At 65.1% G+C, this 16290-nt stretch carries 13 protein-coding genes; 4 read left to right on the forward strand and 9 right to left on the reverse strand.

Features of this window, described 5'->3' with window-relative positions; genetic code table 11:
* Nucleotides 1–4 precede the first annotated feature (4 nt).
* A complete protein-coding gene (aceF, locus tag DNK89_RS01395; RefSeq protein WP_110958603.1) occupies nucleotides 5–1699 on the forward strand; it encodes a dihydrolipoyllysine-residue acetyltransferase in 1695 nt (564 codons plus the stop codon).
* 19 nt (nucleotides 1700–1718) lie between these two features.
* Nucleotides 1719–3569 carry a dihydrolipoyl dehydrogenase gene (gene lpdA, locus DNK89_RS01400; protein WP_110958604.1) on the forward strand — a complete coding sequence of 617 codons (1851 nt, stop codon included), beginning with the start codon at nucleotides 1719–1721 and terminating at the stop codon, nucleotides 3567–3569.
* 119 nt (nucleotides 3570–3688) lie between these two features.
* On the opposite strand, the gene DNK89_RS01405 is transcribed toward lpdA, so the two are convergent.
* Complete coding sequence (locus DNK89_RS01405; RefSeq protein ID WP_153064230.1) at nucleotides 3689–6205, reverse strand: DUF6493 family protein; 2517 nt, start codon at nucleotides 6203–6205, stop codon at nucleotides 3689–3691.
* Between the two features lie 88 nt (nucleotides 6206–6293).
* Complete coding sequence (locus tag DNK89_RS01410; protein ID WP_153064231.1) at nucleotides 6294–7661, reverse strand: SWIM zinc finger family protein; 1368 nt, start codon at nucleotides 7659–7661, stop codon at nucleotides 6294–6296.
* Nucleotides 7662–7878: 217 nt separating this feature from the next.
* Here DNK89_RS01410 and DNK89_RS01415 point away from each other — a divergent pair, with 217 nt between their 5' ends.
* Both DNK89_RS01415 and DNK89_RS01420 read left to right on the forward strand, forming a co-directional pair.
* Nucleotides 7879–8112, forward strand: a complete 234-nt coding sequence (locus tag DNK89_RS01415) for a DUF3079 domain-containing protein (RefSeq protein ID WP_110958607.1) — start codon at nucleotides 7879–7881, stop codon at nucleotides 8110–8112.
* Nucleotides 8113–8279: 167 nt separating this feature from the next.
* On the forward strand, nucleotides 8280–9701 hold the full coding sequence (locus tag DNK89_RS01420) for an aspartate kinase (RefSeq protein ID WP_110958608.1): 1422 nt from the start codon (nucleotides 8280–8282) through the stop codon (nucleotides 9699–9701).
* A gap of 108 nt (nucleotides 9702–9809) precedes the next feature.
* Here DNK89_RS01420 and DNK89_RS01425 read toward each other — a convergent pair whose 3' ends face one another.
* The 7 genes from DNK89_RS01425 to DNK89_RS01455 all read right to left on the reverse strand — a co-directional run bounded on the left by DNK89_RS01425 (nucleotide 9810) and on the right by DNK89_RS01455 (nucleotide 16176).
* Nucleotides 9810–11156 (reverse strand): four-carbon acid sugar kinase family protein, encoded by a 1347-nt coding sequence (locus DNK89_RS01425; protein WP_110958609.1) that lies wholly within the window; start codon nucleotides 11154–11156, stop codon nucleotides 9810–9812.
* A gap of 7 nt (nucleotides 11157–11163) precedes the next feature.
* Nucleotides 11164–12441 (reverse strand): ribulose-bisphosphate carboxylase large subunit family protein, encoded by a 1278-nt coding sequence (locus DNK89_RS01430; protein ID WP_110958610.1) that lies wholly within the window; start codon nucleotides 12439–12441, stop codon nucleotides 11164–11166.
* A 74-nt stretch (nucleotides 12442–12515) separates the two neighbouring features.
* Nucleotides 12516–13058 carry a VOC family protein gene (locus DNK89_RS01435; protein ID WP_110958611.1) on the reverse strand — a complete coding sequence of 181 codons (543 nt, stop codon included), beginning with the start codon at nucleotides 13056–13058 and terminating at the stop codon, nucleotides 12516–12518.
* Between the two features lie 103 nt (nucleotides 13059–13161).
* On the reverse strand, nucleotides 13162–13962 hold the full coding sequence (locus DNK89_RS01440; protein ID WP_110958612.1) for a transporter substrate-binding domain-containing protein: 801 nt from the start codon (nucleotides 13960–13962) through the stop codon (nucleotides 13162–13164).
* Nucleotides 13963–14012: 50 nt separating this feature from the next.
* On the reverse strand, nucleotides 14013–14795 hold the full coding sequence (locus DNK89_RS01445; protein ID WP_015014008.1) for an amino acid ABC transporter ATP-binding protein: 783 nt from the start codon (nucleotides 14793–14795) through the stop codon (nucleotides 14013–14015).
* A 14-nt stretch (nucleotides 14796–14809) separates the two neighbouring features.
* Nucleotides 14810–15496 (reverse strand): amino acid ABC transporter permease, encoded by a 687-nt coding sequence (locus DNK89_RS01450; protein ID WP_110958613.1) that lies wholly within the window; start codon nucleotides 15494–15496, stop codon nucleotides 14810–14812.
* On the reverse strand, nucleotides 15493–16176 hold the full coding sequence (locus DNK89_RS01455; RefSeq protein ID WP_110958614.1) for an amino acid ABC transporter permease: 684 nt from the start codon (nucleotides 16174–16176) through the stop codon (nucleotides 15493–15495). Before DNK89_RS01455 ends, DNK89_RS01450 begins: the two co-directional genes overlap by 4 nt.
* Nucleotides 16177–16290 lie beyond the last annotated feature (114 nt).

Below are 16290 nucleotides of genomic sequence, written 5' to 3' on the forward strand. Positions count from 1 at the left end.
AACAATGGCATTGGTCAACATTCAAGTCCCGGACATCGGGGACTTCGACGAAGTGGGCGTGATCGAGCTGCTGGTCAAGGTGGGCGACACCGTGAAGGCCGAGCAGTCGCTCATCACCGTCGAATCCGACAAGGCATCGATGGAGATCCCCTCCAGCCATGCGGGCGTGGTCAAGGAACTCAAGATTGCGCTGGGCGACAAGGTCAAGCAGGGCTCTGTGATTGCGGTGGTGGAGTCCGCTGAGGCAGGCGCTGCGGCAGCTCCGGCCGCTGCACCGGCTCCTGCCGCGGCTGCTCCCGCGCCCGCCCCAGTGGCGGCGCCAGCACCAGCCCCGGCAGCTGCGGCCCCTGCGGCTGCAGGCCCGATCGAAGTGCGCGTGCCCGACATCGGCGACTTCAAGGATGTCGCCGTCATCGAGATGCTGGTCAAGGTCGGTGACACCATCAAGGTCGAACAATCCCTGTTCACCGTCGAATCCGACAAGGCCTCCATGGAGATCCCATCGCCCGCCGCGGGCGTGCTCAAGGAACTCAAGGTCAAGATCGGTGACACCGTCAACATCGGTGATCTGGTCGCTGTGCTCGAAGGCGCTGCCACCGCAGCGGCCCCGGCCCCGGCGGCAGCTCCCGCACCCATTGCGGCCGCTGCACCGGCGCCAGCCCCTGTGGCGGTGGCTGCCCCTGCAGTGGCTGTAGCCGCAGCAGCGCCCGCCGCTGCCGCAGCCTCGGTGCCCGCCCACCAGCCCGGCACCCCTACGGCAGGCCTGCCCCATGCATCGCCTTCGGTGCGCAAGTTCGCCCGCGAATTGGGTGTGCCCATCGACGAAGTCAAGGGCACCGGCCCCAAGGGCCGCATCACGCAAGACGACGTGGCTGCCTTCACCAAGCAAGTGATGGCAGGCGCCGTGCAGACCAAGGCCCAGGCGGCCAAGGCGCCCTCGGCAGCAGCCGGTGGCTCCGGCGTGGGTCTGGACCTGCTGCCCTGGCCCAAGGTGGACTTCACCAAGTTCGGCCCGGTGGAGCGCAAGGATCTCTCGCGCATCAAGAAGATCAGCGGCGCCAACCTGCACCGCAACTGGGTCGTCATCCCGCACGTCACCAACCACGACGACGCGGACATCACCGACCTCGAAGCCTTCCGCGTGCAGTTCAACAAGGAGAACGAGAAGAGTGGCGTCAAGGTCACCATGCTCGCCTTCATGATCAAGGCCGCCGTGGCCGCACTCAAGAAGTTCCCCGAGTTCAACAGTTCGCTCGACGGCGACCAGCTGGTGCTGAAGAACTACTTCCACATCGGCTTTGCGGCCGACACGCCCAACGGCCTCGTGGTGCCCGTCATCCGCGACGCCGACAAGAAGGGCATCGTCCAGATCTCGCAAGAGATGGGTGACCTGGCCAAGAAGGCGCGTGACGGCAAGCTGGGCCCAGCCGACATGACCGGCGGCTGCTTCTCCATCAGCTCGCTGGGCGGCATTGGTGGCCGTTATTTCACGCCCATCATCAACGCGCCGGAAGTCGCCATCATGGGCGTGTGCAAGAGCAGCCTGGAGCCCAAGTGGGACGGCAAGCAGTTCGCCCCGCGCCTGATGCTGCCGCTGTCGCTCAGCTGGGACCACCGCGTGATCGACGGCGCTGCCGCCGCACGCTTCAACGTGTACTTTGCCTCGCTGCTGGCGGACTTCCGCCGCATCGTGATGTAACGAAAGGCCAATACACACCATGGCAATCATCGACATCAAGGTGCCCGACATCGGCGACTTCGCCGAAGTGGCCATCATCGAAGTGCTGGTCAAGCCCGGCGACACCATCAAGGCCGAGCAGAGCCTGATCACCGTGGAGTCCGACAAGGCCTCCATGGAGATCCCCTCCAGCCACGCAGGCGTGGTCAAGGAGCTGAAAGTGAAGCTCGGCGACAAGGTCGCCGAAGGCTCGGTGGTGCTGACGCTGGAAGTGCAGGGCGCAGGTGCGGCAGCCCCAGCCCCTGCAGCCGCCCCAGCGCCTGCCGCTTCTGAGCAAAAAGCGGCTCCAGCGCCTGTGCCGCAAGCGCAAGCAGCTATCAATCCGGTAGCATCCAGCTTTGCAGGCTCCGCCGATCTGGACTGCGACGTGCTCGTGCTCGGCGGCGGCCCCGGCGGCTATAGCGCAGCCTTCCGCGCGGCCGACCTGGGCCTCAAGGTCGTCATCGTCGAGCGCTACGCCACCCTGGGCGGCGTGTGCCTGAACGTGGGCTGCATCCCGTCCAAGGCGCTGCTGCACGTGGCAGCCGTCATGGACGAAGTCAGCCACATGGCCGACTTGGGCGTGGACTTTGGCGCCCCCGCCGTCAACATCGACAAGCTGCGCGGTCACAAAGAGAAGGTCATCGGCAAGCTCACCGGTGGCTTGGCCGCCATGGCCAAGATGCGCAAGGTGACCACCGTGCGTGGCTACGGTGCTTTTGTCGGCGCCAACCATCTCGAAGTGGAAGAAACCACCGGCACCGGCCAGGAGAAGACGGGCACCAAGAAGGTCATCGCCTTCAAGAAGGCCATCATCGCCGCCGGCAGCCAGGCCGTGCGCCTGCCCTTCATGCCCAACGACCCGCGCGTGGTCGATTCCACCGGCGCCCTGGCGCTCAAGGAAGTGCCCAAGCGCATGCTCATCCTGGGCGGCGGCATCATCGGCCTGGAAATGGGCACCGTCTACAGCACCCTGGGCGCACGCCTCGATGTGGTGGAAATGATGGACGGCCTGATGCAGGGCGCCGATCGCGACCTGGTCAAGATCTGGCAGAAGATGAACGCCAAGCGCTTCGACAACATCATGTTGAAGACGAAAACCGTCGGCGCCGAGGCCACACCCGAAGGCATCAAGGTCACCTTCGCGCCAGCGGAAGAGGGCGGTACCGCCCCCGAGCCGCAGGTGTATGACCTGGTGCTGCAGGCCGTGGGCCGCACGCCCAACGGCAAGAAGATTGCCGCCGAAAAGGCTGGAGTGGCTGTGACGGACCGTGGCTTTATCAATGTCGATATCCAGATGCGCACCAACGTGCCGCACATCTTCGCCATCGGCGACATCGTGGGCCAGCCCATGCTGGCGCACAAGGCGGTGCATGAGGCGCATGTGGCGGCAGAAGTCATCGCCGGCGAACTGCAAGGCAACAAGGAGCTTTCATCCGCCGCCTTCAACGCCCGTGTGATCCCGAGCGTGGCCTACACCGACCCCGAAGTGGCCTGGGTGGGCCTCACCGAAGACCAGGCCAAGGCGCAAGGCATCAAGGTCAAGAAGGGCCTGTTCCCCTGGACGGCCTCAGGCCGCGCCATCGCCAATGGCCGCGACGAGGGCTACACCAAGCTGCTGTTCGACGATTCCCCCGAGGCCCACGGCCACGGCAAGATCTTGGGCGGCGGCATCGTGGGTACCCACGCGGGTGACATGATTGGTGAGATTGCCCTGGCCATCGAGATGGGCGCCGACGCAGTGGACATCGGCAAGACCATCCACCCGCACCCCACGCTGGGCGAGAGCATCGGCATGGCGGCGGAGATTGCGCATGGTTCCTGCACGGATGTGCCACCGCAAAAGAAGTGAGCCGATGAGCTGCTGAAAATGCTACTGATTCAGTAGCTGGCCGCGCAGATTCCGTAAGGGCTGCGCGGCTTTTTTATTGCTGATGTGGGAATGCTCCTTCGCTATGGCCTGCACTGTAGCTACGCCAGCAGCGCTTGCACCGCAGCCCGCGCCTTGCCCGTGAGGCGTTGCGCAGCCAGCACTTGGCGCACGTTATCGGGCAGGGGCAGGTGGTGGGCCAGTTGCAGCTCAAGCATCAACTCCAGCAGCGGTGCGCAGTCTTTGCGCGGGGCCTCGGGTTGGGTGATGGCCATGGCGCACAGCAGGGGGTACACCCCCAGTGGCAGACTGGCATGGCTTTGGGCCACGGCGGCCAGGCTTTTGGCCAGGCGCGGGCCTTTGGGCAGTGGCGTGGCCCATAGCGCAGCCAGCAGTTCAGCCAGTGCCTGCACGCTGACCCGGCCTTGCAGCAAGCACTGGGCCGTGGCGTCTATGGCCAGGGCGGTTTGCCCTGGCTCTTTGCCAGCAAGGGCCGCGCAGATCATCAACTGGCCCATGGGCGTGAGCGGGTCGGTGGATTGCAGCAGCACGTCCAGGTAGGCGCGGTTTTGCCAGCAGGCTTCAGACCAATCCAGGTTGTTGCCTAGCGCGAGCGCTCCTTGGGCGTAGAAGGCATCCAGCGCGCAGGGGCGCAGCCATGCGAGGCAGTGAATGACAGCGGCATCGCGTTCCTCGTAGCACTGCTCGTACGTGAGGAGTCTGTCCGTCAGCGCGTTGGATACATCGCTCCCTGCCACAGATGTCGAGGGGTGCTCGGCCACTGCAGGGTTTGCGTGCACATGCAGATCGTGAAACACATACTCCTCGCCTCTGCTGCTGACTGACCATCGCAAATCCAGCCCGGCTGCGGCGGGTGCCGTGCTTTGTGCCGCACCTTGGGCTGGGGGGCAGCGCATGTGCGCCAGTGCCAGGTCGTCCGCTTGCGGCAGTGCCCTCGCCTGCGCGTAGAGCGCCAGCCGCTCTTGCAGAGCCTGTGGGCTGACTAGGCCCCCCTGATGGGTGGGGGCAGACAGAGTCGGCAGGCCACGCCCTTGCTGCGCCAGTGCCACAAGGCTGCGGGCGCGCCAGGCCACAAAGTTGGCATTGCTGGCCCACAGGCCAGTGGCGGGGGCTTGGTCCAGCGGTGGCTGCACCGCTTGGCCCAACGCGCAGGCCATCAGTTGGGCCAGGGCAAACGGCAGGGGCTTGTCTCGCCAGGTGAATCGCTTGGCGCGCTTGTGCAGCGCTGCAAACGCTGTGTGCTCGCTGGCAGGCAGGGGGGCCATGCGCACCAGGGCATCGGCTGCGCGTTCCCAGGCTTGCATGTCGGCGGGGTTTTCGAAGGAGTAGGCGAGGGTGTCTATTAGCTCTGCCAGCGTGGTGATGGGCGGGATGGATCGGCTGGGGTCTAGTGGATCAGCCGCTTGGTCGGGCGGTACAAAGGCTTTGGGCGCATTCGCCATTACGGGCGGGGGCGTGCTAGCGGGGGCTTTGTCTGCCGCTTTACCGCTCCCACTGAGCAGTGCTTTTAACGCAGCCTGGTTGGAGGCTGCTACCAGTGGCACATAAGCGCTGGCTGCGTCCTGGCCGTCGCTGTCCAGCCCCCAGCGCTTGAGGCAGGCCAGCACTTTCTTTTGCACATCGGCAGCGCTGTGCGCAAGCGCAGGCACGGCCTGGGCGCTCACGCCGTGGGCGGCTGCGGGGTCGGCCTTGGCGATCTGGTCCAGCAGATCCAGCGCGGCCAGCACATGGGCCTTGGTGGCCGAGTTGAGCACGGGCTGCAGGGCGTCCTGCAGAGATTGCTGACTCACCACTCCGGCCTGGTACAGCTCAGCCACGGCTTGCACCGCCAGGGTGACGGTGGGCGCAATGCGGCTGTGGCACAGGGCAAGGTAGCGGTCGGCATACGGGGCCATTTCTGCCGCGCTGGGAGCCAGGCTGGCGTGAAAGCGCGAGAACCAGCCGGATTTGAACTGCGGCCAGTCACAAGCGAGGGCGCCCAGGGTTTTGTCCAGCAACTGGTCGCGGGTGTACACGCCGCGCTCGCACAGCGTCAAAAACGCAGTGCTCCAGTGCAGTGCGGGGTCATGGCAATACTTTTCTACGGCGGCAAAGCTGGTGTCTGATGCGCCCTCACGCTCAAACAGGCGCAGCAGCACGCTCGCCAAGCCGGGGTCGGCATCCACATGCTGCAGCACCAGGTTGCTCTCCTGGCGCAGGTCGCCAAAGAACAGGCTGTCCAGGTATTCATCGGTATCGGGCCGGGGAATCAACCCCGCCACCACGGCTCGTTGCAAGTGCCTGCGGCGCTCCCATTCGTTGTCGCCGCGAATCTGGCTTTGCAGTGCCTGCCCCTGGGGCAGATGTGGCTTGTAGCGCTGCTGGAAGGCGGTGATGTCCTGGATACCGATGTGCATCCAGTAGTCGGCCAGCGGCAGTTCAGCGTTGCACATGAAACGGGCCATGTCCACCGCCCGAAACAGGCGGTTGGCGTGCGCGGGTTCGCAGGCATCGACCCAGGTTTTGCCGTCGGGTGCGCGTTTGCGAATCAGCTTCCAGCGCTCGAACAGCATGGCTTGCACACCGGGCAAAGTAGCGGCTTTTTCTGTGGCAGACATTGCATCAACCAGATCCATCACTCCGGTGATATCCCCCGCCAGAAGGCGGAGGCCCAGTGGGGTGCGGTAAAAGTCTTTGTTTAGTGTGTCATCCATGATCGTTTCCCCCTCGTGTGTGCAACGCAGCGGCCTGGGCTGCCAGCACATGTTTGCATGGCCCGCGCTCGCCCTGATGCTTGCCAAACCAGGGGCAGGTGCAGCGCAAGGTGCCGCTTTGCTCGCGCACGTGGTAGTGCACGTCGCCGCTGTGTACCAGGGCTTCCAAGGGGTTGGTGCTGCGCAGTTGCACCGCCCCGGCATCCAGCAAGGCGCGGGCATCAGCCAGCCGCGGGTTCAGGTCTTCCAGCAAGTCGGGTTCAAAAGGCAGCTCGCGGTGGAAGTAGGCGGCATGCGCCAGGTCATATCCCACCAGCCCCATGGCACCCAGCACCTGCAATGAGCGCTCGACCGCGGTGCCCGGCCAGCCCAGCAGTTGCGCCAGCGTGTCGCTGGGCAACACGTCTTGCCAGTGCAGTTGCGCACGCAAGGTGGATACCGCGTATTGCCCGCCCTGCTGCACCAGCGCATGCAGCGCCTGCCCCTCGCCCGAGAAGCCGCGCCACACTTCGGCGCTGAGCACCAGCGTCAGGCGCATGCTGCCAAAGTCCACGCACCAGGCGCTGGCCTGGCCTTGCGGGTCGGCGTACACGCTCAGGGTGCGCGCCTGGGGCAGCAGGGCTTCCAGAATGCGAAGGCGGCTGCTGTCGGTAAAGCGCACACCTCCTGCGCTGGGTTGTGCCGTGGTGCGCAACCCCTGCGGACCGCCCACCACCCACAGCGGCGTTTTGCTGGTGGGTGCCTTGGGCAGGCTGCGCAAAAAGCGCAGCGCAGGCACAGCATCCACCTGCAGCACCCGCTGCATGGCGGCTTGGTAGGCTTGCACGGCAACCATGCTGCGCAGCCAGCGCAGGGGCAAGTCCACTTTTTTCTCCAGCACCTGGCTGCCGCCAGAGCGCATGGCAAATTCAGAGCGCCCCACGGAAAGGGCCAGACCGTCAGCGTCACGCACACGGGCCAGCGCGGCACGCATGGGGGCATTGAAATCCACGTTGGTGGTGCCCTTGCCCACGATGTCGCCAGCGTACGAGGCAGGCTCCAGATCCACACGGATATAGGTGCTGCAGCAGCCCGAGAACCCCTCCAGCCGCAACATGCCTGCCCCTGCGGTGACCACCGGGTCGGCCAGAGCCACAGCTTTCGCCACCGTGTTGGGTGGGGTGAAAAACCGTGACCCGACCAGCAGATGCACCGCGCTGAGCAGTTGGGCGGCAAGGTGCGGCTGGTGCAAGCGCCCTTCAAAAAAATGAGGATGCTCTACCGCACCGGGCGAGGAGGTTGCCAGCCGAAGCTGGGGCGCGGCGTGCAGATCCACCGCCGAGGGTTCGGCATAGCGGTAGGTGTGCGCAAAGTGGGTCATGCCGAGCATTGTCTACACATGGACTACAAACCGACGGATGGTCCTGCGCCGCGTCCATCTGTCCATCTGATGACCCAGATCATGCTTGTGGTTCAACCATGTCTCGAAGTCCATCAACCTCGGCAAAATGGGTTGCCTCGAAAAAAGCAATCCATCGCCGGAAGGTTGATTCCGCCCAAAAGTGCAGGTGCCGTGACCTGAACGCCCGAACCTCACCATGGCCGTCAAGAAGTTTCCGAAAGCTCCCGCCCATCCTGAGCGGATATGTTGGGGTTGCAATCTCTACTGCCCGGCCAAGGACATGCGCTGCGGCAATGGATCTGACCGTACACAGCACCCTGCGGAGCTGTTTGGCGAAGATTGGGAGGAGTGGGGCTTGGGGGCTGAACCTGAACCTTCATCACCTCCCCACGAGGGCGAGGCGACTCCATATCGTGCGCCTGACCGATAGGCGTTCATTCAGGCCTGTCAGCCCCCTGCCTTGGTGCCCATAGCCAAGGCGCCGCGTGCGCTGCAAAGACCCATTCAAAAGTCGTGGAAAATAGAGGGCTTGCTCTCGCCGCCCGCAGAGCAGCGCCCCTACGGCCTTCTAACCCTTTTGCTCCCCTGAGCCTGTCCATGTCAGACGTCAACTCCTCCAAGATCTCTGTCGAGAAAATCGGCGGCACTTCCATGACCGCCTTTGGCGATGTGTTGCGCCACATCGTGCTGCACGACCCCAAGCGCATTAACGGCCGGATCTATGTGGTGTCCGCCTACTCGGGCGTGACGAACCAGCTGCTGGAGCACAAGAAGACGGGCGAGCGCGGCATCTACGCCCTGTTTGCCGAAGGCAAGGGTTACCAGGATGCGTTGACGCAGCTGGCTGCCAGCCTGAAAAAGCTCAACGCCGGCTATGCCGACCTGGGGCTGCCGCTGGATGTGGCCGATGCCTTTATTGACCAGCGCATTGCCCAGGCACGCGAATATCTGAACGCCATGCAGCACGTGCTGGCCAGCGGCTACCTGAGCCGCAAGGACGTGCTGCTCGCGGCGCGTGAAGTGCTGGCCTCGATTGGCGAGTCGCACAGCGCGTTCAACTCCGTCGAGATCCTCAAGGCCAATGGCGTCAATGCACTGCTGATGGACCTGGCCGGTTTTGACGACAACGAAGCCTGGACGATTGACGAGCGCATTGCCAACAGCTTCAAGGGCCTGGACCTGAGCGACAAGGTGGTGGTGGCCACGGGCTACACCAAAGGCACCGAGGGCATCATGCGCGAGTTCGACCGGGGCTACTCCGAGGTCACCTTTAGCAAGATCGCCGTGGAAGTTCGCCCCGCCGAGGCTGTGATCCACAAGGAATTCCACCTGTCGTCCGCCGACCCCAACCTCGTGGGGCTGGAAAACGCCATTGTGGTGGGCGCCACCAACTACGACGTGGCCGACCAGCTGGCCGACGTGGGCATGGAAGCCATCCACCCCAAGGCCGCCAAGCCCATGGAGCTGGCCGGCATCCCGATCCGCCTGAAAAACACCTTTGAGCCCGACCACCCCGGCACGCTCATCACCAAGGACTTTGTGGGCGAGCGCGCGCGCGTCGAGATCGTGACCGGCACCGACAAGGTCACGCTGATCGAAATCCACGACCCCAGCATGGTGGGTACCGTGGGCTTTGATGCGGGCCTGATGAACGTGTTCTGCAAGCACGATGTGAGCTACATTCTCAAGGCGACCAACGCCAACTCCATCGCCCATCTGGTGTGGGACAACCAGGTCACACCCGAGCTGGTGGCCGAGCTGCAGAAGGACTACCAGGTCGTGACGATCAAGCCCAGCGCGATCGTGTGCACCATTGGCTCCAACATCGGCATCCCTGGCGTGCTGGCCAAGGCCGCGCAGGCGCTGGCCGATGCGCGCGTCAACGTGAACTGTGTGTCCCAAACCCTGCGCCAGGTGAACATGCAGTTCGTGATCGAACGCGAGGACTACAAGACCGCGATCAAGGCGTTGAACATGGCGCTGTGCGTGAACTCGGGGACCCCGGTTCCTCGCGTGTGATGGGATGGCGGTGGGCGTGCCTGCCGCTCTGCTTTTCTCTCGGGCCTTCGCGCAAGGCCTGCCCAGTAGCCCGCCATGTGCGGGCTTTTTATCGCCTGGATATTTCCGTCAGCCCGCGCCCAGCAGTCTTTCGAAAAGGTCCGTTCCGCCCATCTGCCCCCCCTTGAGCATCAGCTCCAGCCCGTGGCGCGATGGGTCTGTACTGTGCGCGCGGCTCAGCGTGACCCCGGGGCAGACCGTGGTGTGGTACGACAGCCCCCACAGATGCAGTGCCTGCACGGCGTGGCTGGAGGTGTCGCCCCCCGCAATGCCAACGCGCCGCAGCGGCGTGCCGTTGTCGGCCTGCGCCTGCACCACGCGGGCGACCAGGGCCGCACTGGCGGGGGCGACGGCCGCTGAAGCACCACCGGACGGGGCAGAAGCGCCGTCCGTGGGCCCGGTGTAGGCCAGCACGTGATGGCCCTGCTGCAGCCTGGCGCATATTGCGCGTTGGGCGGCCTGGGCGTAGTCGGTGTCATGGGTCAGCCGGTGCGCGTCCACCGGGATGCGCTGATAAGACGTTGCGGCCTGGACCTGTGCCGCTGTGATGGGTGACAGGCTGCCCGCCCAGGCGAACACGGGGCTGGGCGATGGTGCCAAGGCAGGGGCAGGTGGGCTGACCTGCGCCCCCCAGCACGCGATCAACGCCTGGGCCACGGAGCTGGGCCCCACGGCGAGCAGGCGGGCGCGCTGGGCTTGCTGCCACAGCAGGCGCCCCACGCTGACCAGCTGGTCTGCACTGGTCAGGTCCAGCAGCGTAGGCACGAATGGCGTGTCGGACACCCCGGGCACAGCGGTCGCGCCATGGCCCGGCAGGGTGTTCAGAGAGCCGGGCAAGGCGTCTGCTTCGTACAGCGGGTAATGCAGTGCCGTGATGCCTTGCAAACCCTGCTGCGCCAGGTGCACCCGCAAGTCGGCTTCTGCCATGGGGGTCACCGGGTGCCGGTGCATCGTCGGGTGCCGGTCAATGCGGTAGACGGTTCCCCCCGTGCCGGCTGCGGCAAACAGGTTGCTGAATGCGCAGTATCTGCCCAGGCTGGGCTGGCCGCCGAGGATGGGCACCCAGCGGTTGTCCACGCTGGGGTGAAGTGTTTCGATGGCGCAGGCGATGTTGCCGACATGCGGAGCGCTGTCGAAGGTGGAGCACACCTTGTAGTGCAAAACGGTGGGCGCGATCTGCCTGAAAAAACGGGCCACGGGTGCCAGTTCTGCGCGCATGGCCTCGGGCGGCATGGCGCGTGCGGCGCCCGCAATGCCCACAGCGTCTAGCCGCCCGGCCGCTGCCAGGGCCTCGGCGCTGGGCACGCCCAGGAACAGCATCGAGCGCAGACCCGCCTGGGCCAGCACGGCCAGCGTGTCGGTGGCACCGGTGAAGTCGTCGCCATACCAGCCGAACAAGGGGGCCGTGGTCGTCATGGTTTCGTCACTTCTTGCCGAAGAATTCGATGGCCCGGCGCAGCTCTGGCGCGTGTGCAGCGCGCTCCGCCAGGGTTTCGTTTTTCTGCACCGCGTCCCAAGCCTGCTGCAGGCTGGCCACGCCAGCGGCCGCGCCATCGGGGTGGGCTAGAATGCCGCCACCGGACATGAACAGCAGGTCGTTGCTGCGCACGCTGTCCCAGGTGGCGGGCGCGGTGCCGGCCCATTGGCCGTTGGAGAAGGCGGGCAGCACGCGGTCGTCCAGCCCTTCGCACAGCGGGGCCAGGGTGTCGTGGGCGGACTCGATCACTTCCTCATCGGTTTGCGAGAACTTGCCCTGCAGACCGTGCACGTGCATGTGGTCCACACCCGCCAGGCGCCACAGCGTCTGCCAGGCGTTGAACGAAAACCCCAGCAGCGGGTGGCGCGACAGGGCGCCGTAGCCATTGCGGTGGCCGTGCAAGGCCAGCTGTGTGTGGCGGCGCAGGGTCTGCACTGCGGAGTAGCCGCACCAGTTCAGGCTGACCATCACACAGCTGCCACCCTCGGCGGCAATCAGATCGGCATGGCGGCGCATGGCATCGGTTTCGTCGGTGATGTTGAACGCCACCATCACGAGCTTGCCGGTCTTGTCCTGGTGGGCCCGCACACGGCGCATCACGGATTTCACGCGGTCGGCCAGCGGGGCGTGCACCGGGTTGGCGCACACCTCGTCATCCTTGATGAAGTCCACCCCAGCGGCGCACAGGCGGCCCGCCAGTTCACCGGTTTCTTCTGCCGATAAACCCACGTTGGGTTTGATGATGGTGCCGATGAGCGGGCGGCCCTGCACGCCGGTCAGCGCGCGTGTGCCTGCAATACCTTGGCGGGGCATATCAAACTGCTCGCGGTAGGCGCGCGGCAGTTTCATCGACTCCAGTCGCAGGCCGGTGACCTCGCCCAGGTCGAACAGGTTGCCCGACACCGTGGCCGCCAGCGTCGGCAGATTGGCGCCGATGTTGCCGCACGGAAAGCTCACGCGCAGCCGGGCGCGCTGCCAGGTCTGCGGCGTGCCGAACATGCCGCGCCGCTGCATCCAGCCGTTGGGCAGCGAGGGAGTGGGCGCCACGTCCAGCAGCTCGATGGATTCGACCGTGGCGCGGGCGCGTTCGCGCAGCGCATCGGTCTCGCCCTCCACCCGGGTGAAGGTGCCACACGATTGCTCGCCCGCCAGCACCTCGGCCACGTGGGCGGGGTCCAGCGGGGTTTCGATCAGGTAGGTGGCTTCAAAGCGGTCTGGGGACATGGGCGGAATGCACTATGGTTTTGATAGCTGCTAGCGCTTTATCAATAAGCGCTAGAGGGCTATTTGGCTCGAAATCAGATCTTGGAGAGGTCTGGGAAGGGCCGCACCGGGTCGGTCTTGCCGTCCCAGGTTTCGGACTCGGCGCGGATCAGGTCGAACATGCGGCCTTTGGGGCCGGCCACTTCCGACAGCTCGATCACCGTGCCGGGGTGGTATTCGGTGTCGAAGTACACAAACCGGCCCTTTTCGCCCACCTCGCCACTCATCACCGCCTTGAAGCCCTGGGCGGTCAGGCGCGCCAAGTCCGCGTCGTAGTCGCTGGTCCAGTAAGCCACGTGCTGCAGCCCGGTGCGCCCGGCCTGCAAAAAGTCGCGGTACATCGAGGGCACGTCGTTGCGGGTCTGGATCAGCTCGACCTGCACGTAGCCCGAGTTGGCCAGCGCCACCGAGTTGTGCGGCTCGTACGACGTGCCCCGGTAAACGTAGTTCTTGATCGGAACCTTGGGGTTGTAGAACCAGGGGCCCACGCCCAGGGTCTTGCTCCAGTAGTCCATGGCGGCTTCGATGTCGTGGACCACATAGCCCAGCTGGCGGATGGCGCCGAAATGACGGCTCATAGAAATTCCTTTAGTGGTGATGCGGTGATGCGTCAGGGCAGGGCAGCGCTGAGCGGGGGCATTGCCCACCGCCCGTCACTCGCCTTTGCCTACGGTGCAGCGCTTACTTGGCGCCGTCGATGATTTCTTTGGGGATCGGCACGCCCGCGTACTTCAGGTGGATGTCGTTGAGCTTCCCGTTGGTCAGGTTGGTCTTGATCCAGCCGTTGACGGCTTTCATCAGCTCGGGTTGGCCCTTGCGCATGGCCATGCCCAGCTGGTAGGACTGCAGGATGAACTTGGTCTCGAACTCGCGGGCGGGGTTCTTCTTGGCAATGGCCGCGATGATGGGCGGCGTGATGGCCACGATGTCGGCCTGGCCCGTGGCGGCAGCGGTGATGGAGGCGGATTCATCGTCAAAGCGCACCACCTTGGCCTGCGGCGCGCGCTCGGTCAGGATCTTGTCCTGCGGGCCGCCGCGCGTCACGGCCACGGTCTTGCCGGCCAGGTCGTCGATGCTGGTGAGCTTGAGGCTCTTGGGCGCGCCCACGGCCGCCTGGATGGCGCCGTAGGGCATGGAGAAGTCCACGGCCTTCTGGCGCTCGGGCGTGATGGAGAGCGACGAGATGATCAGGTCCACCTTGTTCGACAGCAGGTTGGGGATGCGCGCGGAGTTGGTGGTGTTGACGATCTCCAGCGTCAGGCCCAGGTCCTTGGCCAGCAACTCGGCCGCTTCCACGTCCGAGCCCACGGGCTTCATCTTCTCGTCCACATAGCCATAGAACGGCGCGCCAAAGTCGATGCCCACGCGCAGTTTGCCTGCGGACTTGATCTCGGCCAGGTCTGCCATGGCGGGCAGGCACAGGGCGGCTGCGGCGGTGGCGAGCAGGGCGCCGCGCAGGATGCGGGTGCGGGAAGCGGTCATGTGAAATGTCTCCTAGTGGTTTTTGGCAAGGGAATCAAAAAAGAAACGGATCACAGCCCGTGCGACAGAAAGTCGCGCAGCTCGGCCGTTTGCGGGTTCTTCAGCATGCCGCCGGGGCCTGTCTCCCAGACCTTGCCCTCGTGCATGTAGATCACGGTGTCGGCCACGCGCGCAGCAAATTCCATTTCGTGGGTGACCAGCACCATGGTCATGCCGCCCTGGGCTAGCGATTCGATGACGCGCAGCACCTCGCCGGTAAGCTGTGGGTCCAGCGCCGAGGTCACCTCGTCGAACAGCATGACCTGTGGCTCCATGGCCAGCGACCGGGCAATGGCCACGCGCTGCTGCTGGCCGCCCGATAGCTGCTCGGGGTAGGCCTGCGCCTTGTCGGCCAGGCCCACCTGCTGCAGGGTGCGTGCGGCAATGGCACGCGCCTGGGCGGCGGGCAGGTTCTTGACGGCCTTGGGTGCCAGCGTGATGTTCTGCTCCACCGTGAGGTGCGGGAACAGGTTGTAGCTCTGGAACACGATGCCCACGTCCTGGCGCAGCTGGCGCAGGTCGATGGCCGGGTCGTGCACCGCGTGGCCGCACACGTGGATGGTGCCGCTGTCGATGATCTCCAGCCGGTCGATGCAGCGCAGCGCCGTGCTTTTGCCCGACCCGCTCTTGCCAATGATGGCCACGACCTGGCCCTTGGGAATGGAAAACGACACGCCCTTGAGCACCTGGTTGCTGCCAAAGCGCTTGTGCACATCCTTCAGCTCAACGACGGTGGGCGCAGGCGAAGCCGCTGGCTGGGAGGGTTGCGCGGCAGCGTCTCGGGCGAGGTTCATGGTGTCTTCTCGTTTCATGCGGTGGTCACAGAAGGGGTGGCTGTGCCACGGTTTCCAAACTGCTGGCGCTGCTCCAGCTTGCGGCTCCAGACCGACAGCGGGTAGCACATCGCGAAGTACACGATGGCAATCAGCAGGTACACGGTGAACGGCTGGAAGATGGAGTTGTTGATGAGCTGCCCGGCACGCACCAGCTCGATGAACCCCACGATGGACGCGAGCGATGTGTTCTTGACGATCTGCACCATGAAGCCCACCGTGGGCGGGGTGGCAATGCGCACCGCCTGGGGCAGCACCACCAGCCGCATGCGCTGGGTGCGCGACAGGGCCAGGCATTCGGCCGCCTCCCACTGCGTGCGCGGCACCGATTCGATGCAGCCGCGCCAGATCTCGCCCAGGTAGGCGCTGACGTAAACAATCATCGCGATGCTGGCGGCCACGATGGCGGGCAGCTCCAGCCCCATGATGGACAGGCCGAAGTAGCACAGGAACAGCACCACCAGCAGCGGCGTGCCCTGGATGATCTGGATCCACGCAATGGTGGCCCAGCGCACCGCCTTGATGGGGCTGACGCGGCACAGCGCAATCACGCCCCCGGCAAGCCCGCCGCCCAGAAAGGCGATCAGCGACAGGCCGATGGTCCACAGCGCGCCGAACAGCAGGTACTGCAGGTGGTAGGCATTCAGTCCACCGTCGATCATTTGGCGCTCCTCAGTTTGCGTTGGCGCGTGAACACGATCTGGCCAAACAGCCACAGCCCGGCACGCATCAGCAGCGACAGCACCAGGTAGGCCACGGCGACCAGGATGTAGGCCTCGAAGGGGCGGAAGGTTTCAGACTGCACGCGGGCCGCGATGGCCGTGAGCTCCTCCACCGAGATCTGCGAGGTGATGGACGAGGCCAGCATCAGCAGCACGAACTGGCTGGTGAGCGCCGGGTAGACCTTCTCCATGGCAGGACGCAGCACCACATGCCAGTACACCTGCCGCCGCGTCAGGCCCAGGCATTCGGCGGCCTCGATCTGGCCCTTGTGGATGGAGTCCATGCCGGCGCGCATGATTTCGCAGGTATAGGCCGCCACGTTGATCACCAGCGTCAGCAACGCCGCCGCAAACGCAGGCACCTTCCAGCCCAGGCTGGCGAGGCCAAAGAACACCAGGAACACCTGCACCAGCAGCGGCGTGTTGCGCAGCACTTCCACGTAGGCGCCACAGGCCTTGGCCACCCAAGGGGTGTGGCCGCGCCGGCCAATGGCCAGAAGCGTGCCGCCGACAAAGCCGAAGACGGTGGCCGGGAAGGACAGCAGGATGGTCATCCAAGCCCCTTGCAGAAACTGGGGCCAGTTCGCCAGCACGCTGGCAAAGTCGAATTCGTATTGCATGGAGCCGCAGCAGCGATCTAGCCCAGGCGGGCGGTGCAGGGCGAACGTCGGCGGAAGGAAGAAGGGCTATCAGGCATGGACTTGTCTCCTGTGCAGTCGGTCTGTGCCGCCGCA

It is taken from the genome of Acidovorax sp. ST3, from assembly GCF_003231145.1.
Classification (GTDB): Bacteria; Pseudomonadota; Gammaproteobacteria; order Burkholderiales; family Burkholderiaceae_C; genus Acidovorax.